Source organism: Pseudomonas sp. GW821-FHT05D12 (genome assembly GCF_059419825.1).
Genome location: NZ_JBWKSN010000018.1, coordinates 1 through 20711, shown reverse-complemented (window position 1 = coordinate 20711; position 20711 = coordinate 1). Strand labels below are relative to the sequence as shown.

Here is a 20711-nt window from a genome sequence, read left to right as displayed (position 1 = left end):
GCCTTCGGGTTTTCATCGATAAAAAAAGAAAAAGCCCCGAGTCACCGCAGGTAATTCCCTGGGTCACTCGGAGCTTTCTGGCGGCCGTCGAGGCGTTTTCAGCCGATGGGTTTTTCGCCGTACCAGCGCGGCGTGTACACCCAATCACCGCCACCGGCACGGGGGAAGGTGCAGGTAGTGGACGAGCCGATCAGCACCATGGTGCGCATGTCCACCTGCTCCGGCGTGAGCTGGCCCAGGGTCGTGGTGCGCAGGGTCTGGCCGGGGCGACCGATGTCACGGCCCAGCACCACCGGCGTTTCGGGGGTGCGGTGCAGCGCAACGATTTCCAGGGCGCGCCCCAACTGCCACGGCCGCGAACGCGAGATCGGGTTGTAGAACGCCAGGGCCAGGTCGGCCTGGGACGCGAGGTCCAGGCGCTTTTCGATGATCGACCAGGGCTTGAGGTTGTCCGACAGCGACATCACGCAGAAGTCATGCCCCAACGGCGCACCCGCCTGGGCGGCGGTCGCCAGCGAGGCCGAAACACCGGGCAGGATCTGCAGGTCGACCTGGTGCCACGCGGGGTCGCTGGACTCGTGCAACGCCTCGATCACCGCCGCCGCCATGGCGAACACACCCGGGTCGCCGGACGATACAACCACCACCGAACGGCCAAGGGCAGCCAGTTGGAAGGCGTGGCGGGCGCGCTGCATTTCTTCACGGTTGTCGGTGCAATGCTGCACCTGATCGTCACGGAACGGCCCGGCCATGCGCACATAGGTTTCATAGCCGAGCACATCGGTGCAGCGCGCGAGTTCGGCCTTCACCGCCGGCACCATCAACTCGGCGGCGCCAGGACCGAGGCCGATGACAGCGAGGCGGCCACGTACACGACCGACCTGCGACACGTCCAGCGGCTGTTCGGCGACGCTGATAGCGATATCCGCGTCTTGCTCCACGGCGGCAAAGCGCAGCGGCACGGCCAATTGCGCCGCCGCTTCGTGCAACGACACGTCGGCCATCTGCGTCTCGCTGGCCAACAGGCAAGCCAGCGATTGCACGGCGATACCCGCTTCGTGCAGCGCGCTGCGCACACGTGCCGCCAGTTGCGGACCCGGTTTGCAGGTGACGCACACGGTCTTCGGATAGATCAGCAATTCATGGGCAGCCGGCACGCGCTCGGCACTGCCGACGTGAATCGCCAGGCGCGCCTGCTGATCCTGTGGCAGGTTGGCCTCATCCAGCCAGGGCGCCGCCCCCTCGATGCGCACGCTTGCGCCGGCCAGCAGGTCGGACACAAAGCGCTTGCCGAGGTCCAGGTCAGCCAACTCATAACCCGCAGGCGGGTTGAGCAGGCAGGTGCCGAAACGCAGCTCGCCACTGGTGGTGATGGCCGCGGACACCTCCAACGCACTGGCAATTTCACGGGCCATGACATTCACGCCGCCCAAGCCTCCGAGCAGCGGCACCACGGCGCTGCCGTCTTCGGCCACCGCCAGCACGGCGGGCTCTTCACCTTTTTCCAGCAGCAGTGGCGCCAGGGTCCGGATCACGATACCGGCCGCGCACAGCGCGATCAGCGGCGTGCCTTGCTGGTACAACTGGCGCAGGGTCGCGCCGAATTCGCTGTAGGCCTGGTCCGCGCCTTCAACCCGTCCGGCCAGGCCGTGGATCAATGCGCCCGGGTAAACCTGCTGGATCCTGCGCGCGGTGGCCAAGCTGCCCTGGCCCAAAATGACAATCGCCGGATTCATCAACCTTGCCACCGTTCACCGGGCACGATGATCAGCGAGAAGTAGGGCGAAGACATCGGCTCTACCTGATCCAGCGGCACGATTTTCTGGTTGGCCATGGTCGCGCGCTCCACATACAGCGCGCGCTCGGCCAGGCCGAGTTCTTCGAGCACCTGGCGCACCTTGGGGAAGTTGCGACCCAGCTTCATGATCACCGCCGCGTCGGCATCTGCCAGGCGGCGCTTGAGGTCATCATGGGGCAACACGCCCGAGAGCACCGACAGGCTCTGGTTGCGATACACCAGCGGCGCGCCGAGTACCGAGGCACCGCCGAGCATCGAGCACACGCCGGGAATGACCTGGGCCTCATACCGCTCGGCCAGGCGGTCGTGCAGGTACATGTAGGAGCCGTAGAAGAACGGGTCGCCTTCGCAGATCACCGCCACGTCGCGGCCGGCATCCAGGTGCGCGGCCACGTCGAGGCTGGCAGCGTCGTAGAAGTCGCTGATGACTTGCTCGTACGACAGCGGCGCCGGGAGTATTTCGGTGGTCACCGGGTACACCAGCGGCATCAGGGTCTGCTGCGCGACCAGGTGGTCTTCGATAATGCCGAAGGCGTTGCCCTTCTTGCCCTTGGCCACGAAGTACGCCACCACCGGCGATTCGCGCAGCAGGCGCAGGGCCTTGAGGGTGATCAACTCGGGGTCACCGGGGCCCACGCCCAGGCCAATCAAACGTCCGCGTACCGGCATTACTCGACCTCCGTGGCCAAGGCGTTCACCGCAGCGGCGGCCATCGCACTGCCGCCCAGGCGGCCTTGCATGATCACGAACGGCACGCCACGGCTGTCGGCGGCCAGCATCGCCTTGGACTCGGCAGCGCCGACAAAACCAACCGGGAAACCAAGGATCAATGCCGGCTTCGGTGCGCCGGCGTCGAGCATTTCCAGCAGGTAGAACAAGGCGGTCGGCGCGTTGCCGATCACCACTACACTGCCTTCCAGGTGTGGACGCCACAGTTCCAGCGCAGCCGCAGAGCGCGTGTTGCCCAGCTCGCGCGCCAACGCCGGCACGCTGTCGTCGCGCAGGGTGCAGATCACGGCATTGTTGGCCGGCAGCCGCGCGCGGGTCACGCCTTCGGAAACCATCCGCGCATCACACAGAATCGGTGCACCGGCGGCCAGTGCATCGCGGCCGGCCTTGCCTGCGCCTTCAGAGAACTGCAGGCCATCGATGGCCTCGACCATGCCGCATGCATGAATCACGCGCACCGCGAGTTTCTCCAGATCAGCCGGGATACGGTCCAATTTGGCTTCCGCGCGAATAATGGCGAAGGAGTTGCGATAGATCTCCTGACCGTCGCGGATGTAATCAATCATCGGTGTTGCTCCGTGGGCGAGCGCGCAGCAGGGCGCCCGCCGCTTCAATAGAAAGAGTGCGCGCGTGCAGCCGGCCGAAACCGGCGTGGGCTGCATCGCGAAAATACAGGTCGTAGTGGCCGGGGCTCACCGCCAGCAAGGTGACCGGCGCCGTGTGCGCGGCGGCGCAGGAACGTGGGCAAGCGGACAGGTGCACGTCATGGCCGGGTTGCAAGGCGGCGAGTTGCACGGCGTCGGCCTTGGTGTCGGCCAAGGCCTTGCCGCAGCCGCTGGAGCCGGTGCAGGCAGTCATGTGCGCCAGCGGTAGGTCGACCGAGCAGAGGAAGCCCAACTGCGCCAGGCGCTCGGTCACCGCGTGGGGCTTTTCGATGTTGGGCAACAGCACACCCTGCCAAGGAGTGAAACGCAGGGTGCCGTCGCCGTACTCGCTGGCGAGTTGTACGGCGCCCTTGAGCATCGTCGCATTCAGGCGCCCCAAGGGGGCGATGGCAGCGACGTAGAACTGGTTTTTCTGCGTCTGTGGATAAGTGCCGAGATGCAGCAAGGCACCACTGGGCGGGCGCTTGAAGCCGTCGATTGGCAGCAGCGGCAGATCCAGACGGCTCATTAAGTTATCCACAGGCAGATGGCGCATGCGCGTCTGTTCTGGCGTGGCGAGGTCCAGAAACGCATCCAGCACGGCCACCACCAGTGCATGGCCTTGCGCCAGAGGCACGGCCGCCAGCGGCGCATCCAGCCCCGGACAGCCTGCCAGGCCGAACGCCAGGAGCGTCTCGCCCTTGCGTACGAACGCCGACAACCACAGGTCATGATGATGCTCGAGCATCGCCAGGGCCTCCCCGCCATCCAGCTGCACGGCGAACTTGGCCGACAACTCATGAAAACGCGGATGGCTTTGCAGGGTGGCCAGGATCTGGTCTGCCAATGGGCGCGTGTCGAACAGCATCTGCGGGTCGATACCCGCGCTGGGGCTGAGCATCAGGTTGCGCACATCGTCGCCGGCGGCATTGCTGGGCCCCAGGCCCGCGGCGAGCAGCAGGGCAATCAAGGCTTGCTGCTCGGCGCCGATCCCACGAATCTGCAGGTTGGCGCGGTTGGTGGCCTCGATCACCCCGCCGGCATAGGCGTGGGCGGCGTCTGCCACAGCGTTGGCCTGGGCCGCCGTGATCGAACCGCCGGCCAGTTTGATCCGGCAAATGCCGCCGTCCAGCGCCTGGACGATACGCAGCAACCCCGGACAAGCCGAGGGGCGCAAGGTATTCAGAGCGGGCGTTGGGTTCACGGGGCTACCGGTTAACGGGTCAAGGCGCGGTATTATGCCTGCTTTGTCCGGCGGCATGAAAAGCCTGCCCGTCGGATGTCGTTCAAGGAATTCATATGTCGCCCTGGCTGACGGTTGTAGGCATCGGTGAAGACGGCTTCAAGGGGCTGGGCAGGAATGCCCGGCACGCCCTGTTGCGCGCCACCCGGATTATAGGCGGCCAACGCCAGCTGGACCTGTTGCCGGTGTGTATTCGCGGCGAGCGACAGTTGTGGCCGAGCCCGTTCTCCCTGGAGCCGGTGCTGGCGCGACGTGGCGAACCGGTGTGCGTGCTGGCCAGCGGCGACCCGATGTTCTACGGCGTGGGCGCCAGTTTGGCGCGGCAGGTGGCGGCTGCCGAGTTGCTGGTTTTGCCGGCGCCTTCATCGGTGTCCCTGGCGGCGGCGCGGTTGGGCTGGCCGTTGCAGGAGGTGGTGACGCTGTCCGTGGTGGCCCGGCCCTTGGCGGCGCTGAATGCACATCTGGCGACCGGCGTGCGGTTGCTGGTATTGAGCAATGACGGCAGCAGTCCTGCATTGATTGCCGCGTCGCTGGCTGAATCCGGGTTCGGGCCCAGCCGGTTGAGTGTGTTTGAACATCTGGGCGGCGTGGATGAAAGGCGCATTGACGGGCTGGCTGGGGATTGGCAACACGCTCGCGTCGCCGATTTGAACCTGGTCGCCATCGATTGCCTGGCCTCCAGCGAAACACCACGCCTGTCACGCCTGGCGGGCCTGCCCGACTCAGCCTTCCAACACGATGGCCAACTGACCAAGCGCGATGTGCGCGCCATGACCCTCGCCCGCCTCGCGCCGATGCCCGGTGAGCTGCTCTGGGATGTGGGCGCGGGCAGCGGCTCCATCGGCATCGAATGGATGCGCGCGCACCCGAGCTGCCGTGCGCTGGCGATTGAAGCCGATGCAGGCCGCCAGGACCTGATCGAACACAACCGCGATGCCCTCGGCGTGCCCGGCCTGCAACTGATCCGCGGCACCGCGCCGCAAGCGCTCAACGGCCTCGAAGCACCGGACGCGATCTTTATCGGCGGCGGCGTCACCCGCGACGGCGTGCTCGACACCTGCTGGCAACACCTGCGTCCTGGCGGTCGGCTGGTGGCCAACGCCGTGACCCTGCAGAGCGAAATGACCCTGATGAACTGGCGCGCGGAGCACGGCGGCGAACTGACCCGCATCCACGTGGCCCAGGCCCAGCCGTTGGGGGCGTTTGATACGTGGCGCCAGGCGCTGCCGATTACCCTGCTGGAAGTGGTCAAGCCGCGATGAAACGCATCTTGCTGTTGGGCGGCGTGACCGAAGCGCTGGCTATCGCACGGACTTTGGGGCCGGAGCATGTCTACAGTTTGGCCGGGGTTGGGCGCGTGCCCACTGACCTGACCTGCCACGTGCGTGTTGGCGGTTACGGCGGCGCTGGGGGCTTGGCCCAGTTTGTCCGGGATGAAGGTATCAGCCTGATCCTTGATGCAACCCACCCGTATGCGGCGCAGATCAGCCGCAATGCTGCCGAGGCCGCGCAGATCAGCGGCATCCCCTGCTGGGCACTGCGACGCCCGGCGTGGCAGCCGCAGTCGGGAGATGACTGGCGCGAGGTCGCTGACTGGGCCGAGCTGATCGACGCTTTGAAACCCTTCAAGCGGCCGCTGTTCACGCTGGGTCGCGAGCCGCTGCAGCACCTCGATGAAATCCCTGCCGACCAATTCTGGACGCTACGCGCGCTCGACGTGTACCCGGGGAATGAACGTTGCGAAGTGATCGGCGCACGTGGGCCGTTTCTGCTCGAAGACGAACGCGCGTTGTTTGCACGGCGCGGGATTGATGTGTTGATCAGCAAGAACAGCGGTAGCACCGCCACCGAGCCGAAACTGGAAGTGGCGCGCGAGCGTGGCGTGCCGGTCTTGGTGTTGAAACGGCCGGTGTTGGTTGCGGTGGACCGGGAGTTTTTGTCGCCCGCAGAAACAATCGATTCATTGGCAGCGTTCATGTGATAGATCAGGATCATCCGCCAACCTCTATCCGATCTATTTTTACCTTCAAGAGACGGCGATGAACCTACAACGCGAAGTGCTAAACTCCAGAAGCAGTTCAGGCCCGGCCCACCGATATTCAGGAGCTGACATGATAGAAGTTAAAGAGGCTGTTAAAGTTGCAAAAGCAGCAGCCAACGATTTCCTCGGGCAGGAAATGGCGCTGAACGATTTAATGCTTGAGGAAGTAGAGCTAGATCCAAACAAAAAAGCCTGGGCAATCACGCTGGGCTTTAACGTCCCAAACCCTAATAAACTCCAGAGAATGGGCGCAGCTCTTTCCGGAGAAATATTTGAACGAAAATACAAGACCTTCATCATTGACGCGGAGACTGGCGAGTTCCGCTCCATGAAGATCCGCGAGATATGATAGATACTTACATCAAGAAGTATCGAAGAAAAGGAATCATCGTTGACACTAATTTGCTACTTCTGGCACTGATAGGAGGAACGCCCAGCATCGGGGAATTCAAGAGAACACGCGGCTACAGCAATGAAGACTATCAACTTCTGCTTAAAGTAATCGATCAATTTGAAAAGCTCGTTTCAACACCCCACATTCTCGCTGAAGTCAGCAACCTGACAAATGGACTTTATGGAAGCAAGTTGCACGACTTCTATGAAACGCTAACGCACTCACTTTCCACACTAATCGAGACGCACATTCCAGCCTTGGCTATAAGTCGCGATTATGAGTTGTCACCCTATGGCCTTACCGATGTCGGTATTGTCGCCGCAGCAAAAGATAATTATCTGGTTTTGACTGACGATCTTAGAGTCGCGGGATTTGCTCATCAGCACTGCGTAGATGTCGTCAACTTCAATCACATACGCGAAGCCAGCTGGGAAGTCTAAGGCCGGCCACACGATCACGCTTGTGTACGGGTACCGCAACTCCCGACTGCTGAGTTTGCAGCGGTGTACGGATATAAGAGGTTTAGCTTCCTACCCCCCCTAATGAGCTGTCGGAAATTTCTGATTGCGTACCTCACCTTTCAGACGCTGCATTCACTGTAGGCGCTGGCTTGCCAGCGATGACGCCCGAAAACCCGCCGTCGACCTCGATGGCCTCATCGCCGGCAAGCCGGCTCCTACAGATTGCAGCGGGTCTTCAGTTCATCGTGGCTGTCGCCTGTCCGACACCATCGTGCACACGGTCAGCGAGCAATTGCGCCAGCTCGATCAACTGCGCAACGCCAAGCAATTCCTCGCGCGGTGCGCCTTCCAGGTTGAAGGCAATGTCGCAACTCAGTGCATTGGCTGAAGCGAGTGTTTCGCTGAGGTTGACCAAAAGGTCTTCAGTGCTGATTCCATCGGCCACGGTGAATAGCCGGATGGGAGGATTGGGGGTGGGTTTGATCATTGTGGAACTCCTAAGGAAATGGAGCTGCCACTGATCGCCGCGACGCGATAGGGGGTGGCAGCTGTACGCAGGTTCGCGGACCGGTCCTCAGGAAACCCGGCATACCCGAAGGTATCCCGCGTACAGCCGCCATAGCGCCGCACAGTAGACGATAAAAAAGCGCCAACTGAAAGCAGACGATGACGCTCAGTGTCCAATAGGAATCCGGGCCGCGACGCCCGTCCGCTGAGTTGTCAGCGGTGTACGGAGACTAGAGATTGAGTGTCCTAGGGACAACCTCAAAGACCTGTCGGAAATTTCTGTTTGTACGCATAACCACCCGGGTGGTCACCGATTTCGCCTCCCCTTAAAAAGCAGAATCTCCCTACAAACACTTCCGAGCCGCCTGGCTGGTTCAGCCCAAAGCCCCCGCCCTAACCTCCCCCCTCGCGGTTTTGCATCAGCCTCCGCGAAGGGGATGCACTGCTTTTGCAGCGCGTCGCATCTTGCCACCTTGTATCCCAAGGAATACGATCCAAGATGATTCAATTTAAGAAGTCAAAACACTTTCTAGAATGGCTTGATTCGTTACGCAGTAAACCCGCGCGAGCACGCGTACTGGCAAGGTTGGACAACGCGCAATGGGGCAACTTTGGAGACTGCGAAGCACTCGGAAATGGTGTTTTGGAAATGCGCATCCACTATGGCCCTGGCTATAGGGTCTATTTCACTCGCAGAGGCGAGGTGGTCTACCTGCTGTTGATCGGCGGCGACAAATCAACTCAGAAACGTGACATTCAGCGCGCAAAACAAATTGCAGAAGACTTTGAAAAAACGGAGTAACTCATGAGTGAATTCACTGACTTCGACGTGGCAGAGCACCTAAAAACCCCAGAGGATATGGCCGAATATCTTGAAGCGTGCTTCGAAGAAGATGCGGGCGACGGGCTTCTGATCCGTTCAGCCCTCAACAACATCGCCCGCGCCCAAGGCATGACCCAAGTAGCCCGCGACGCCGGACTCGGAAGAGAAAGTTTGTACAAAGCCCTTTCCAGCACTGGCAATCCCGAGTTCGCGACTATCATGAAAGTCATGAAAGCGTTGGGCCTCAAGCTTCACGCTACGGCGGTCTGACCCACTGCGACACCAAACCACACCGCCCCTTTTTACTTATCCCCCCCGATCAGGCTAAATACCCCCCTGATCGTTTAACCCTACGGATTGTCCGCCATGGCCCGTCAACGCTTTGCAATTGCCTGGATCGCCTGCCTTGCAGTGCTGTTCAATGCCTTTGCCATGCCGATGGCCAGTGCCATGCAACAATCCCAGGACCCGGTGCAGCAGTTGCTGTGGGGCAGTTTCTGTTCGTCCAACGGCGCCAGCCTGAAGACGATTGCCCTGGGCAAGCTGGAGATTCCAGCGCCGCAGCAGGACGATCACTCAACCATGCAGCATTGCTGGTGTTGCTCGGGCTCGGCGCCGTGGGTGGCGTTGCCGGGGCATGTGCCGCAGTTGTATGTCACGCGGTTCGAGGCGGTGCAGAGCCTGCCGCCGCCGGTATTGCGTAACCCTACCCCGCGCCAGCAATGGCCAAGCCTCAACCCCCGCGCCTCTCCGACGGTCTGATTTTCTTCGCAAGTGAACTGCGTTTAGAACCGTTCTGGAGAACTGCCATGCTCAAATCTTCCCTGCTTCTGGCTGCATTGTTGCTGCCGGTGTGCGTTGCTGCCAATGCCGATGACTACAAGGCCGGCGACCTGTTGGTCAGCGATCCCTGGTCCCAGGAGTTGCCGCCGAATGCGCCGACCGTCGCGGCGTATTTCGTGATTCATAACACCGGCGAGACACCGGACCGCCTGCTCAGCGTCGACACGCCCGTGGCGGAAAAAGCCGAGTTGCACGAGCACGTGATGCAGGGCGATTTGATGAAGATGCAGCAAGTGCCCAGCGTCGCGGTGCCGGCCAAGGGCGACCTGACCTTCGCTCCGATGGCGTATCACGTGATGCTGCTGGGCCTCAAGGACCGCAGCCTGCTGGCCGATGGCAAACAGTTCCCGCTGACCCTGACCTTCGAAAAAGCCGGCAAGGTCGAAGTCGAAGTGTCGGTGCAAAAAGTGCCGCCGACGGCCCCCAACGAGCATAAGCACGCCCAGTAGGCAGACACTCGATGGGCGCCCCTCGCGCCAGGTTGTCCCCCCGCCACCGCGTGATGCGCGGCAGTTGGATCAGCCTGTTCGCCATGCTGATGATCTTTATCGGTCCGCTGATTTCCCAGGCGATGCCGATGGACCATCACGTCGGCATGTCCATGGACATGCCGAGCTGCCATGGCGAGCCGCAACCGAAAAAAACCGCCGACGAACATCACGTCCTCTGGGAAAAATGCGGCTATTGCAGCCTGCTGTTCAGTTGCCCCGCGCTGCCGGGCAGCGTGTCCTACCTCAGCCTCGGTAACCCACCGCCGGCCAACGCCCTCACCCCCGCCCCACGCCTGGGTCATGCCCGGCAGAGCATCTTCCCCGGCGCCCGCAGCCGCGCGCCGCCCATCGTCTCGTAGGCACCGAGCACCGTTACTTCACCCCGGCCGACTTTAGACAGACAGCCGCAGGCTGCTGGCCGTGTTGTTTACGATTGATTGATGGAATTTGTCATGTCCAGGTTTTCTGCTGACACCCGTATGGGATGTACCCCTGTGCTCGCCGTTTTATGCGGCGCACTTCTGGCGCCACAGGCCCAGGCCGACGAGCATGAACTGAGCCCCACCGTGATTACCGCGATTGCCCCCAGCTCGCCGCTGACCGTGGTCACCAACCCCAAGGACCCGCGCCAGCCAGTGCCCGCCAGCGACGGCGGCGACTACCTCAAGACCATCCCCGGCTTCGCCCTGGTGCGCAACGGCGGCACCAATGGCGACCCGGTGCTGCGCGGCATGTTCGGCTCGCGCCTGAATATCCTCACCAACGGCAGCATGATGCTCGGCGCCTGCCCGGGTCGGATGGATGCGCCGACCTCCTACATTTCGCCGGAAACCTACGACAAGCTCACCGTGATCAAGGGCCCGCAAACCGTGCTGTGGGGCCCCGGCGCATCGGCCGGTACCGTGTTGTTCGAGCGCGAGCCGGAGCAGTTCGGCGCACTCGGTACACGCCTCAACGCGAGTGTGCTGGCCGGCTCCAACGGGCGCTTTGACAAGGTCATTGATGCGGCGGCCGGCGGGCCCCTTGGCTATGTGCGGTTGATCGGCAACCAGGCGCATGCCGACGACTACAAGGACGGCAATCACGACACCGTCGCCTCGCGCTACGACAAGTGGAATGGCGACGTCGCGGTCGGCTTCACCCCGGACGCCGACACCCTGCTGGAACTCACCGCCGGTCGCGGCGATGGCGAAGCGCGCTACGCCGGACGCGGCATGGACGGTTCGCAATTCCTGCGCGAAAGCCTGGGGCTGCGCTTCGAGAAGTCCAACATCGGCGCCGTGCTGGACAAGGTCGAGGCCCAGGTCTACTACAACTACGCCGACCATGTGATGGATAACTACAGCCTGCGCGTGCCCTCCGGCACCGGGATGATGGCCGGGCCCATGGCCGCCAACGTCGACCGCCGCACCCTCGGTGCGCGGGTCAAGGCCACCTGGCGCTGGGCCGATGTGCAACTGATCGGCGGCCTGGATGCGCAGACCAACGAGCATCGCCAGCGCAGCAGCATGGGTATCGATACCTACAAGGATTTGCCCAAGGTCAAGGACGCCAACTTCCACAACTACGGCGCATTCGGCGAACTGACCTGGTACGCCGCCGACCGCGACCGCCTGATCACCGGGGCGCGCCTGGACCGCGCCTCAGCCAAGGATTTCCGGCAAACCCTCGATGCGGGCATGATGCCCAGCCCCAACCCGACCGCCGACAAATCCCGCGCCGACACTTTGCCGTCAGGTTTCGTGCGCTTTGAACACGACCTGGCAGACAGCCCGACCACCGTCTACGCAGGCCTGGGCCATGCCGAGCGCTTTGCCGATTACTGGGAACTGTTTTCCCCGGACAACGGCCCGGCCGGTTCAGTCAACGCCTTCGACAGCATAAAGCCGGAGAAGACCACCCAACTCGACGTCGGCGCCCAATATAAAACCGCCGACCTCGAAGCCTGGGCATCGGGATACATCGGCCAGGTCCGCGATTTCATCTTGTTCGACTACCAGCCAGGAATGATGGGCACCACCTCCCAGGCACGCAATGTGGACGCGCGGATCATGGGCGGTGAACTCGGCGCGGTCTACAAGCTGACTCGCCAGTGGAAGGCCGACGCGACCCTGGCCTACGCCTGGGGCAAGAACAGCAGCGACGGAAAGGCCCTGCCGCAAATGCCGCCCCTGGATGCGCGCCTGGGCCTCACTTACAGCGAGGATGACTGGAGCGCCGGTGCCCTGTGGCGCGTGGTTGCGGCGCAGAACCGTATCGACCGGAACAAGGGCAATGTGGTCGGCAAGGACTTCGACAAGAGCGCAGGTTTCGGCGTGTTCTCGCTGAACGCCGCGTACCGCATCAATAAAAACTTCAAGGTCAGTACCGGCGTCGACAACCTGTTTGGCAAGGCCTACGCCGAGCATCTGAACCTGGCGGGCAACGCCGGCTTCGGCTACCCCGCCAACGACCCGCAAGCCATCAAGGAACCGGGGCGCACGCTCTGGACCAAGGTGGACATGAGCTTCTGACGCACACCCTGCAGGAGCCGGTTTGCCGGCGCCTTCAGGTCCTGCGTTTACACCCAATAAACAACGAGCCTGTGCGGAGCACCTGATGACCACTCAAAAGATATCCTTCTACAACCTGGCCTGGCGCTGGCATTTCTACGCCGGCCTGTTTGTCGCCCCATTCATGGTGTTGCTGGCGCTGACCGGCATCATCTACCTGTTCAAACCCCAGCTCGACCCGCTGATGTACGGCGACCTGCTCAAGGTCCAGAGCGCTGAGCACGCGTTGAGCGCAGACGAGCAACTGCAACGCGCCCAGGCCGCTTTCCCCCAGGGCAAGATCAGCAAGTACCTGCCCCCGGCCGACGCCACCAGCAGCGCACAATTCGTGATGCACGACGGTGGGCGTGAAGTCACGGTGTTCGTCGATCCCTATCGCGGCACCGTGCTCGGCGAACAAGATGCAAAAAACAACCTGCAAGCCATCGCCCGCGCGCTGCATGGCGAGTTGATGATCGGCACCGTCGGTGATCGCCTGGTGGAACTCGCTGCCGGCTGGGGCGTGATGCTGGTGGTGTCGGGCCTGTACCTGTGGTGGCCGCGTGGCAAATCATCGGCCGGGGTGCTGTGGCCGCGTTTCAATAGCCGTGGCCGCGTGTTCTGGCGTGACCTGCATGCAGTCGCGGGCTTCTGGGGCGCGGCGTTTTTGCTGGTGATGCTGCTCAGCGGCATGACCTGGACCGGCTTCTGGGGCAAGCAATACGCCGACCTGTGGAACACGTTCCCGGCAGCCATGTGGAACAACGTGCCGCAGTCCGACCAGCAGGCGCGGGTGCTCAACACCGCCAGCCAGCAGACCGTGCCCTGGGCCATGGAAAACACGCCGATGCCGATGTCCGGCGACCATGCCGAACACATGAATCACGCCGGCCTGCACTCAGGCCCTGCCGCGCCGACCCTGCGCCTGCAACAGGTGGTCGACCTCGCCAATGCGCGCCAGGTCGAGCCCGGCTACAGCATTACTTTTCCTACCACCGCCGAGGGTGTGTTCACCGTCGCGGTATTCGCCAACGACCCGCGCAACGACGCCACCCTGCATGTGGACCAGTACACCGGCAAGGTCCTGGCCGATGTGCGCTGGGACCACTACAACGGCGTGGCGCGGGCCACCGAAACCGGGGTGATGCTGCACGAAGGCAAGATGTTCGGCTGGATCAACCAATTGGTGGTCCTGCTGATCTGCCTGATGATCCTGCTCAGCGCCGTGAGCGGCGTGGTGATCTGGTGGAAGCGCAGGCCTGCAGGCGGCCTGGGGGTTCCGCCGTTGCGCCATGACCTGCCGAAGTGGAAAACCGCGATGGTCATCATGCTCGGGCTGGCGATTGTTTTCCCGTTGGTGGGCGCGTCGTTGATCGTCGTGTGGGTGCTGGATCGCCTGGTGCTGTCGCGGCTGTTCGCCCCACATGAATCCGCCTCAGGTTCGGCATGAATTAGGCGAGATGCCCCACTTAGAGGCGTTATGTAGTCTTACGCGGGCTTTCGCCCACGACGCAGTAAGTGTTAACTTATAACACTTACTGCATACCCCGGCTCGCCGTCCCCTACGGCGAGCACCGCCTCGAAGAAGCGATTTTCCGTCTGATGAACAAGTACCTTGCGTCCGGCCTGTGCCTGCTCGCCCTGCACACCAGCGCCCAGGCCCTGACCCTGCCCGCCAGCCCCGTCACCGCGCCTGCGGTGGATGACGAACGCGTCGACCTGAACACGCCGACCACCGCCGGCTCCCGCCTGAACCTCACGGCCCTGCAAACCCCGGGCAGCGTCGAGAGCCAGACCGGCACGCAGATCCGCGAACGCGGCGACGCCAGCGTGCAGGATGCGATTTCCCGCGCCACCGGCATCAGCCGCACCGGCTCGCCGGGTGACGGCGGCACGTCGCTCTCGGCCCGTGGCTTTACCGGCCAGGGTTCGGTGATGCAGCTGTATGACGGCAACCGCATGTACATGGGCATGGGGACCTCGACCTTCCCGGTGGACACCTGGTCGGTGGAGCGCGTGGACGTTTTGCGCGGCCCGGCTTCGGTGCTGTACGGCGAAGGTGCCACCGGTGCGGTGGTCAACACCGTGCCGAAAAACCCTTCAGCGGCGAGATCGAAAACCATATCCGCCTCGGCTACGGCTCCTACGACCGCCAGCAGGAAGCCCTGGACAGCGGCGGCTCGCTGACCGACACCCTGAGCTATCGCTTGAACCTCAATCGCCTGCGCAGCAACGGTTTCATCGATCGTGGCGACTCGAGCAGCGACTTCGTCAGCGGCGCGCTGCGCTGGCAGGCGGCAGACAACCTGAGCTTTACCCTGGCCAGCGACTACGGCGACCAGCGCCCGCAAAACTACTTCGGCACCCCGCTGATCAACGGCCAATTGCACAAGGGCCTGCGCGACAAGAACTACAACGTCAGCAACGACATCCAGCACTACAACGACCAGTGGACGCGCCTGACCAGCGAGTGGCAGATCAACGACCATGTCAGCGCCACCAACGAGCTGTACTACCTGAAGAACCAGCGTCGCTGGCAGAACGCCGAGAACTACAACTTCACCGACGGCCAACTCACCCGCAGCGGCAACTTCGGCATCAAGCACAACCAGGAACAGGTCGGTGATCGCCAGACCTTCACCTTCAAGCACACCCTGTTCGGCCTCGACAGCCAGACCGTGACCGGCGTGGAGTACAACCGCATCCGCTTCCGCCTGGCCAGCAATACCCCGTTTGAAGACACCTTCACCGGTGGCCAACCTATCGACGTGAACCACCCGGCGCCTGGACAGTTCGCCAGTAACTCCCCGTTCAAACCGGTGTTCGCCACCACCACCAAGACCGTCGCCGGCTTCGCTGAAAACCGCCTGCAACTTACCGATAAACTGTCGCTGGTCACCGGCATCCGCCGTGACTACGCGCACATTGATCGCGATGATTTGCGCGACGGCAGCCAGAACGACAAGACCCTCACCGGCAACAATTGGAAGGCCGGCCTGGTGTATGCGATCACCCCGGACACGTCGGTCTACGGCCAGTACGCCACCAGCACCGACGGCGTCGGCGGCTTGATTTCCCTGAGCAAGAGCCAGCAGCAGTTCGACCTGTCGACGGCCAAGCAAAGCGAGATCGGCATCAAGCAAACCTTCTGGGACCAACGCGGTGAATGGACGCTGGCCGCCTACCATATCGTCAAGAAAAAACTGCTCACCGACGTGCCGGGCGACCCGGACCAACAGCAGCAGGTCGGCCAGCAATCGTCCAATGGCCTGGAAGCCAGCCTCGACCTGCAATTGCCGAACGCTTGGCAACTGCAAGCCAATGCCGCCTTCGTGCGGGCGCAGTACGACGACTTCAAACAGGACGTCGACGGCGTACAGGTATCGCGCGACGGCAACCGCCCGGTGGACGTACCGCGCCGCACCGCCAACCTGTGGCTGAGCAAGGCCGTGACCGACGATATCCGCGCCGGCGCCGGTGTGCGTTATGTCGATGCGCGGTATGCCGACATGGCCAACCAGAACGAGTTGCCGAGCTACACCGTGGTCGACGCCAGCGTCTCGTGGAAAGCACTGCGCAACACCACCCTGGGCCTGCAGTTGAACAACCTGTTCGACCGTACCTACGCCGTCAGCCAGTACAACGACGGCCAACAGTGGATCCTCGGTGAACCGCGCTCGTTCTTCGTCACGGCGGACTACACCTTTTAGCGGAACCCCATGTGGGAGCTGGCTTGCCTGCGATGGCGGCGGTTCAGGCAGTGCATCTGGACCAGACAACCTGCTATAGCAGGCAAGCCAGCCCCCACCGTTCAATTGTGTTGATCCAGAGAGTAACGATGACTTCACTCACCCTCGCCCAGCTTGGCTGGACCCCACCGGGTCACGACCGCTGCCATCACCGGTTCCAACTGCGTGACGCCAGCCTGCAGGTCGGTGCGGGGGAATTTGTCGGGCTGATCGGGCCCAACGGCAGCGGCAAGACCAGCCTGTTGCGCTGCGCCTACCGGTTCACCCAACCGGAACACGGTGAAGTGCGGCTCGACCATCGGAACGTGTGGAAGCAAAGCGCCAAGTGGTGCGCGCAACGTATTGCCGTGGTGTTGCAGGAGTTTCCGGATGCCTTCGGCCTACGCGTGGATGAAGTGGTCGCCATGGGCCGCACACCCCACAAGGGTTTGTTTGACAGCGACACGCCGCAGGACCAGCAACTGGTGCAACAGGCGCTGGCGTCGGTGGGCATGCAGGGCTTTGACGACCACGCGTTCGGCACGCTCTCGGGCGGTGAAAAACAGCGCGTCATCCTGGCCCGTGCATTGGCCCAGCAACCGCAACTGCTGATCCTCGACGAGCCGACCAACCACCTCGACCCGCGCTACCAGCTTGAGCTTTTAAGGCTGGTGAAACGCCTGAACATCGGCACCCTGGCCAGCATCCACGACCTGAACCTCGCCGCCGCCTTTTGCGACCGCCTCTATGTGATCGACCACGGGCGCATCGTCGCCAGTGGCACGCCCCATCAAGTACTCACCGCCGAGTTGCTGCGCGACGTGTTCGGCGTCGAGGCGCTGATCGACACCCATCCCTTGTCCGGCTACCCCCGAATCACCTGGATAACTCAACCATGATCCTGCGCTCCCTGCTGTCTCTCGCCCTGCTGCTCGGCACGGCTCAAGCGTTCGCCGAAGCGACCCATTACCCGGTGACCATCAAGAGTTGCAACCGCGACGTGACCTTCCAGGAAGCGCCGCAGCATGCGGTGAGCCACGACATCAACATGACCCAGATGATGCTCGCCCTGGGCCTCAAGCCACGCATGGCCGGCTACAGCGGCGTGACAGGATGGAAGTCGGTCAGCGCGCAAATGGCCCAGACCCTCGATGGCCTGCCGGAGCTGGCTAGCAAATATCCCTCGGTGGAAACCCTGCTCAACGCCAATGTGGATTTCTTCTTCGCCGGCTGGGACTACGGCATGCGCGTGGGCGGCGACCTCACGCCGCAAACCCTGCAACCCTTGGGCATCAACGTGTATGAGCTGACCGAGTCGTGCGCCTTTGTCATGAAGCGCCCGGCCGCGACCCTGGACGACACCTACAATGACCTGCGCAACCTGGGCAAGATCTTCGACGTGCAGGACCGAGCCAACGCCCTGATCGCCCAGATGCAGGCGCAGGTCGCCGAGGTGCGCAAGGACCTGCCCGCCGACACACCCCGCGTGTTCCTCTATGACAGCGGTGAAGACCGCGCCATGACCTCCGGCCGCCTGGGCATGCCCCAGGCACTGATCGAGGCTGCAGGCGGGCGCAATATCCTCGACGACGTCGACGCCAGCTGGACGCGCATCAACTGGGAGACCGTGGTCGAGCGCAACCCGCAGGTCATCGTGATCGTCGACTACAGCGAAGTCAGCGCCGACCAGAAGCAGGCCTTCCTGCTCAATAACCCGGCACTGCAGGCGGTGGATGCGATCAAGAACCAGCGTTTTATCGTGATCCCTTACGTGCAGGCCACGCCCGGCATCGATAACGTGCTGGCCGTCGAAACCCTGGCCAAGGGGTTCCACGGCGAATGATCACCCGTCGCTACGCCTTGCTGCTCGCCGCCCTCGGGGCGGTGTTGCTGGTGTCCTGCGTGCTCTCCCTGGGTTTCGGCCCGGCGCGGGTGCCGGTGGACGTGGTGTGGCGCGTCTTGTTGTACAAGGCCTTCGGACTCGGCGAGGTCAACTGGCCGGTCGGGCAGGAGCACATCGTCTGGCTGATCCGGGTGCCGCGCATGTTGCTCGGGGCGCTGGTGGGCGCCGGCCTGGCGTTGATCGGCGCGGTATTGCAGGCCGTCACCCGCAACCCGCTGGCGGATCCGCACCTGCTGGGCGTCACCTCCGGCGCAACGCTCGGCGCGGTGATCGTGGTGCTGCATGTCGGCGAAATCATCGGCCTGCTGACCCTGCCCATCGCCGCATTTATCGGTGCGTTGGTGAGCATGCTGGTGGTGCTGGCCGTGGCGAGTCGCAATGGCCGGCTGGAGAGTGATCGCCTGTTGCTGTGCGGTGTGGCGGTGTCGTTCGTGATGATGGCGACGGCCAACCTGCTGCTGTTCATGGGCGACCATCGCGCCGCGTCGGCGGTGATGTTCTGGATGCTCGGCGGCCTCGGCCTGGCGCGCTGGGAACTGCTGATGGTGCCTGCCGCCGTGGTGGTGCTGGGGCTGATGCTGCTGGTGGGCATGGCGCGGCCGCTGAATGCGCTGATGGCCGGCGAACAGACCGCCGTGACCCTTGGCCTGAACGCCCGCAACGTGCGCCTGCGGGTATTCCTGATCGCCTCATTGATGACCGGCGTGCTGGTGTCGGTGAGCGGCTCCATCGGTTTTGTCGGGCTGATGGTGCCGCACATCGCCCGGCGCCTGGTAGGCGCCGAGCACCGCCGGTTGCTGCCGGTCTGCGCCTTGCTGGGCAGCCTGTTCCTGGTGTGGGTGGATGTGGCCGCGCGCACGCTGATCGCCCCGCAAGACCTGCCGATCGGCATTGCCACGGCGGCGATCGGCGGGCTGTTCTTTATAGGCCTGATGCGCAAGCGCTAGGGCTCGAGACGCAGCCCTGTCGCGACAGCGGCCTGCAACTCATCGCGAGGGGCGCCGCTTGGTTATCAAGGCGCCTTTGCCACCCGGCACTCTTTAGGCGCATCACCTGCACCGCCACCGCCTGGTCGCTCGTTTTTGGTGCGCACAACCCTCCAGCTGCAGGTATGCCCCCGCAAAACCGGGCGGTGCGTCATCGGGCACAGCCTTTGCTAGTACCGTTTTAACGTTCATATCCGGCCCTCAGAAAAAATCCAACGTTTACGGAGATCGCACCATGAAGCGTCGCAGCTTGATCAAGGCTTTCACCCTGTCGGCATCCATTGCCGCCATGGGCCTGACCTGGACCGTGCAGGCCGCCGAGACCATCAAGGTCGGCATCCTGCATTCGCTGTCCGGGACCATGGCCATCTCCGAAACGTCGCTCAAGGACATGGCGCTGATGACCATCGACGAGATCAACGCCAAGGGCGGGGTGAACGGCAAGATGCTCGAGCCGGTGGTCGTCGACCCCGCCTCCAACTGGCCGCTGTTCGCCGAGAAAGGCCGCCAGCTGCTGACCCAGGACAAGGTCGCCGTGGTGTTCGGCTGCTGGACCTCGGTGTCGCGCAAATCGGTGCTGCCGGTGTTCGAAGAGCTCAATGGCCTGCTGTTCTACCCGGTGCAATACGAGGGTGAGGAGATGTCGCCCAACGTGTTCTACACCGGTGCAGCGCCGAACCAGCAAGCGATCCCGGCGGTGGAATACCTGATGAGCGAAGAAGGCGGCAGCGCCAAGCGTTTCTTCCTGCTCGGCACCGATTACGTGTACCCACGCACCACCAACAAGATCCTGCGCTCGTTCCTGCATTCCAAAGGTGTAGCGGACAAAGACATCGAAGAGGTCTACACCCCGTTCGGCCACGCCGACTACCAGACCATCGTCGCCAACATCAAGAAGTTCTCCGCCGGCGGCAAGACGGCAGTGATCTCCACCGTGAATGGCGACTCCAACGTGCCGTTCTACAAAGAGCTGGCCAACCAGGGCCTGAAGGCCACCGACGTACCGGTGGTGGCGTTCTCGGTGGGTGAAGAAGAGCTGCGCGGCATCGACACCAAGCCGCTGGTGGGCAACCTCGCGGCCTGGAACTACTTCCAGTCGGTGGAGAACCCGGTGAACACCAAATTCGTCGCCGACTGGAAGGCCTACGCCAAGAAACACAACCTGCCGGGCGCGGACAAAGCCGTGACCAACGACCCGATGGAAGCCACCTACGTGGGCATCCATATGTGGGCGCAGGCCGTCGAGAAAGCCAAGTCCACCGATGTCGACAAAGTGCGTGAAGCGCTGGCCGGCCAGACCTTCGCCGCGCCGTCGGGCTTCACCCTGACCATGGACAAGACCAATCACCACCTGCACAAGCCAGTAATGATCGGCGAGATCCAGGCGGACGGGCAATTCTCGGTGGTCTGGCAGACCCAGGAGCCGATCCGCGCGCAACCGTGGAGCCCGTACATCCCTGGCAATGACAAAAAGCCGGATTACGCCGTCAAGAGCAACTAAGCCCGACTCGGTCTAAATGTGGGAGCGGGGGGGGGGGGGGGGGGGGGGGGGGGGGGGGGGGGGGGGGGGGGGGGGGGGGGGGGGGGGG

At 63.1% G+C, this 20711-nt stretch carries 20 protein-coding genes and 1 pseudogene; 16 read left to right on the top strand and 5 right to left on the bottom strand.

The features are described from left to right. Positions 1-98 precede the first annotated feature (98 nt). From cobJ to cobG, 4 genes are read right to left on the bottom strand one after another with little or no spacing between them, the layout of a single operon-like run. Positions 99-1736, bottom strand: coding sequence for a precorrin-3B C(17)-methyltransferase (gene cobJ / locus AC07SI_RS27150; RefSeq protein WP_495006892.1), 1638 nt, complete (start codon positions 1734-1736; stop codon positions 99-101). After that, positions 1736-2467 carry a precorrin-2 C(20)-methyltransferase gene (locus AC07SI_RS27145; protein WP_065900262.1) on the bottom strand — a complete coding sequence of 244 codons (732 nt, stop codon included), beginning with the start codon at positions 2465-2467 and terminating at the stop codon, positions 1736-1738. Before AC07SI_RS27145 ends, cobJ begins: the two co-directional genes overlap by 1 nt. Next, positions 2467-3093: a precorrin-8X methylmutase gene (locus AC07SI_RS27140; protein WP_495006891.1), complete on the bottom strand. Its 627-nt coding sequence runs from the start codon at positions 3091-3093 to the stop codon at positions 2467-2469. Before AC07SI_RS27140 ends, AC07SI_RS27145 begins: the two co-directional genes overlap by 1 nt. Beyond that, on the bottom strand, positions 3086-4432 hold the full coding sequence (gene cobG, locus AC07SI_RS27135) for a precorrin-3B synthase (RefSeq protein WP_495006890.1): 1347 nt from the start codon (positions 4430-4432) through the stop codon (positions 3086-3088). Before cobG ends, AC07SI_RS27140 begins: the two co-directional genes overlap by 8 nt. Before the next feature lie 38 nt (positions 4433-4470). Between cobG and cbiE the strand changes: the two genes are divergently transcribed. The 4 genes from cbiE to AC07SI_RS27115 all read left to right on the top strand — a co-directional run bounded on the left by cbiE (position 4471) and on the right by AC07SI_RS27115 (position 7289). Further along, positions 4471-5676: a precorrin-6y C5,15-methyltransferase (decarboxylating) subunit CbiE gene (gene cbiE, locus AC07SI_RS27130; RefSeq protein WP_282397049.1), complete on the top strand. Its 1206-nt coding sequence runs from the start codon at positions 4471-4473 to the stop codon at positions 5674-5676. Next, positions 5673-6395, top strand: a complete 723-nt coding sequence (locus tag AC07SI_RS27125) for a cobalt-precorrin-6A reductase (RefSeq protein WP_495006889.1) — start codon at positions 5673-5675, stop codon at positions 6393-6395. The genes cbiE and AC07SI_RS27125 overlap by 4 nt, the downstream gene beginning before the upstream one ends. 130 nt (positions 6396-6525) lie before the next feature. Then, positions 6526-6804 (top strand): hypothetical protein, encoded by a 279-nt coding sequence (locus tag AC07SI_RS27120; RefSeq protein WP_120447528.1) that lies wholly within the window; start codon positions 6526-6528, stop codon positions 6802-6804. Beyond that, positions 6801-7289: a PIN domain-containing protein gene (locus tag AC07SI_RS27115; RefSeq protein WP_495006888.1), complete on the top strand. Its 489-nt coding sequence runs from the start codon at positions 6801-6803 to the stop codon at positions 7287-7289. The genes AC07SI_RS27120 and AC07SI_RS27115 overlap by 4 nt, the downstream gene beginning before the upstream one ends. 256 nt (positions 7290-7545) lie before the next feature. Here the strand turns inward: AC07SI_RS27115 and AC07SI_RS27110 are convergent, their stop codons facing one another. Then, positions 7546-7797 carry a DUF6124 family protein gene (locus AC07SI_RS27110; protein ID WP_262133156.1) on the bottom strand — a complete coding sequence of 84 codons (252 nt, stop codon included), beginning with the start codon at positions 7795-7797 and terminating at the stop codon, positions 7546-7548. 519 nt (positions 7798-8316) lie between these two features. Between AC07SI_RS27110 and AC07SI_RS27105 the strand changes: the two genes are divergently transcribed. The 12 genes and pseudogenes from AC07SI_RS27105 to urtA all read left to right on the top strand — a co-directional run bounded on the left by AC07SI_RS27105 (position 8317) and on the right by urtA (position 20623). Continuing rightward, positions 8317-8619, top strand: coding sequence for a type II toxin-antitoxin system RelE/ParE family toxin (locus AC07SI_RS27105; RefSeq protein ID WP_495006887.1), 303 nt, complete (start codon positions 8317-8319; stop codon positions 8617-8619). A 3-nt stretch (positions 8620-8622) separates the two neighbouring features. Continuing rightward, positions 8623-8910, top strand: a complete 288-nt coding sequence (locus tag AC07SI_RS27100; protein ID WP_120447525.1) for an addiction module antidote protein — start codon at positions 8623-8625, stop codon at positions 8908-8910. A gap of 96 nt (positions 8911-9006) precedes the next feature. Next, positions 9007-9402 carry a DUF2946 domain-containing protein gene (locus AC07SI_RS27095; RefSeq protein ID WP_065900253.1) on the top strand — a complete coding sequence of 132 codons (396 nt, stop codon included), beginning with the start codon at positions 9007-9009 and terminating at the stop codon, positions 9400-9402. A gap of 47 nt (positions 9403-9449) precedes the next feature. After that, positions 9450-9932, top strand: coding sequence for a copper chaperone PCu(A)C (locus tag AC07SI_RS27090; protein WP_120447524.1), 483 nt, complete (start codon positions 9450-9452; stop codon positions 9930-9932). Positions 9933-9943: 11 nt separating this feature from the next. Beyond that, complete coding sequence (locus tag AC07SI_RS27085) at positions 9944-10333, top strand: DUF2946 domain-containing protein (protein ID WP_495006886.1); 390 nt, start codon at positions 9944-9946, stop codon at positions 10331-10333. A 93-nt stretch (positions 10334-10426) separates the two neighbouring features. Next, complete coding sequence (locus AC07SI_RS27080) at positions 10427-12487, top strand: TonB-dependent copper receptor (RefSeq protein WP_495006885.1); 2061 nt, start codon at positions 10427-10429, stop codon at positions 12485-12487. Between the two features lie 85 nt (positions 12488-12572). Further along, the gene (locus AC07SI_RS27075; protein WP_495006884.1) at positions 12573-13955 is read left to right on the top strand and encodes a PepSY-associated TM helix domain-containing protein; all 1383 of its coding nucleotides are present in this window, start codon (positions 12573-12575) and stop codon (positions 13953-13955) included. 152 nt (positions 13956-14107) lie between these two features. Continuing rightward, positions 14108-16215, top strand: a pseudogene (locus AC07SI_RS27070) (TonB-dependent receptor). Positions 16216-16343: 128 nt separating this feature from the next. Then, complete coding sequence (locus AC07SI_RS27065; RefSeq protein WP_065900242.1) at positions 16344-17132, top strand: ABC transporter ATP-binding protein; 789 nt, start codon at positions 16344-16346, stop codon at positions 17130-17132. Then, the gene (locus AC07SI_RS27060; protein WP_065900240.1) at positions 17129-18076 is read left to right on the top strand and encodes an ABC transporter substrate-binding protein; all 948 of its coding nucleotides are present in this window, start codon (positions 17129-17131) and stop codon (positions 18074-18076) included. The genes AC07SI_RS27065 and AC07SI_RS27060 overlap by 4 nt, the downstream gene beginning before the upstream one ends. After that, a complete protein-coding gene (locus AC07SI_RS27055; RefSeq protein WP_065900238.1) occupies positions 18073-19083 on the top strand; it encodes a FecCD family ABC transporter permease in 1011 nt (336 codons plus the stop codon). Before AC07SI_RS27060 ends, AC07SI_RS27055 begins: the two co-directional genes overlap by 4 nt. Positions 19084-19357: 274 nt before the next feature. Further along, the gene (urtA, locus tag AC07SI_RS27050; protein ID WP_065900237.1) at positions 19358-20623 is read left to right on the top strand and encodes an urea ABC transporter substrate-binding protein; all 1266 of its coding nucleotides are present in this window, start codon (positions 19358-19360) and stop codon (positions 20621-20623) included. Positions 20624-20711: the final 88 nt, after the last annotated feature.

What these genes read in the sequence shown, in the direction of transcription:
- AC07SI_RS27145 (WP_065900262.1), bottom strand. Translation starts at nt 2,467, where the DNA reads ATGCCGGTACGCGGACGTTTGATTGGCCTGGGCGTGGGCCCCGGTGAC.
- urtA (WP_065900237.1), top strand. Translation starts at nt 19,358, where the DNA reads ATGAAGCGTCGCAGCTTGATCAAGGCTTTCACCCTGTCGGCATCCATT.
- AC07SI_RS27095 (WP_065900253.1), top strand. Translation starts at nt 9,007, where the DNA reads ATGGCCCGTCAACGCTTTGCAATTGCCTGGATCGCCTGCCTTGCAGTG.
- AC07SI_RS27085 (WP_495006886.1), top strand. Translation starts at nt 9,944, where the DNA reads ATGGGCGCCCCTCGCGCCAGGTTGTCCCCCCGCCACCGCGTGATGCGC.
- AC07SI_RS27055 (WP_065900238.1), top strand. Translation starts at nt 18,073, where the DNA reads ATGATCACCCGTCGCTACGCCTTGCTGCTCGCCGCCCTCGGGGCGGTG.
- AC07SI_RS27140 (WP_495006891.1), bottom strand. Translation starts at nt 3,093, where the DNA reads ATGATTGATTACATCCGCGACGGTCAGGAGATCTATCGCAACTCCTTC.
- AC07SI_RS27065 (WP_065900242.1), top strand. Translation starts at nt 16,344, where the DNA reads ATGACTTCACTCACCCTCGCCCAGCTTGGCTGGACCCCACCGGGTCAC.
- AC07SI_RS27090 (WP_120447524.1), top strand. Translation starts at nt 9,450, where the DNA reads ATGCTCAAATCTTCCCTGCTTCTGGCTGCATTGTTGCTGCCGGTGTGC.
- AC07SI_RS27125 (WP_495006889.1), top strand. Translation starts at nt 5,673, where the DNA reads ATGAAACGCATCTTGCTGTTGGGCGGCGTGACCGAAGCGCTGGCTATC.
- AC07SI_RS27100 (WP_120447525.1), top strand. Translation starts at nt 8,623, where the DNA reads ATGAGTGAATTCACTGACTTCGACGTGGCAGAGCACCTAAAAACCCCA.
- AC07SI_RS27105 (WP_495006887.1), top strand. Translation starts at nt 8,317, where the DNA reads ATGATTCAATTTAAGAAGTCAAAACACTTTCTAGAATGGCTTGATTCG.
- AC07SI_RS27110 (WP_262133156.1), bottom strand. Translation starts at nt 7,797, where the DNA reads ATGATCAAACCCACCCCCAATCCTCCCATCCGGCTATTCACCGTGGCC.
- cobJ (WP_495006892.1), bottom strand. Translation starts at nt 1,736, where the DNA reads ATGAATCCGGCGATTGTCATTTTGGGCCAGGGCAGCTTGGCCACCGCG.
- AC07SI_RS27075 (WP_495006884.1), top strand. Translation starts at nt 12,573, where the DNA reads ATGACCACTCAAAAGATATCCTTCTACAACCTGGCCTGGCGCTGGCAT.
- AC07SI_RS27120 (WP_120447528.1), top strand. Translation starts at nt 6,526, where the DNA reads ATGATAGAAGTTAAAGAGGCTGTTAAAGTTGCAAAAGCAGCAGCCAAC.
- cbiE (WP_282397049.1), top strand. Translation starts at nt 4,471, where the DNA reads ATGTCGCCCTGGCTGACGGTTGTAGGCATCGGTGAAGACGGCTTCAAG.
- AC07SI_RS27060 (WP_065900240.1), top strand. Translation starts at nt 17,129, where the DNA reads ATGATCCTGCGCTCCCTGCTGTCTCTCGCCCTGCTGCTCGGCACGGCT.
- AC07SI_RS27080 (WP_495006885.1), top strand. Translation starts at nt 10,427, where the DNA reads ATGTCCAGGTTTTCTGCTGACACCCGTATGGGATGTACCCCTGTGCTC.
- cobG (WP_495006890.1), bottom strand. Translation starts at nt 4,432, where the DNA reads ATGCCGCCGGACAAAGCAGGCATAATACCGCGCCTTGACCCGTTAACC.
- AC07SI_RS27115 (WP_495006888.1), top strand. Translation starts at nt 6,801, where the DNA reads ATGATAGATACTTACATCAAGAAGTATCGAAGAAAAGGAATCATCGTT.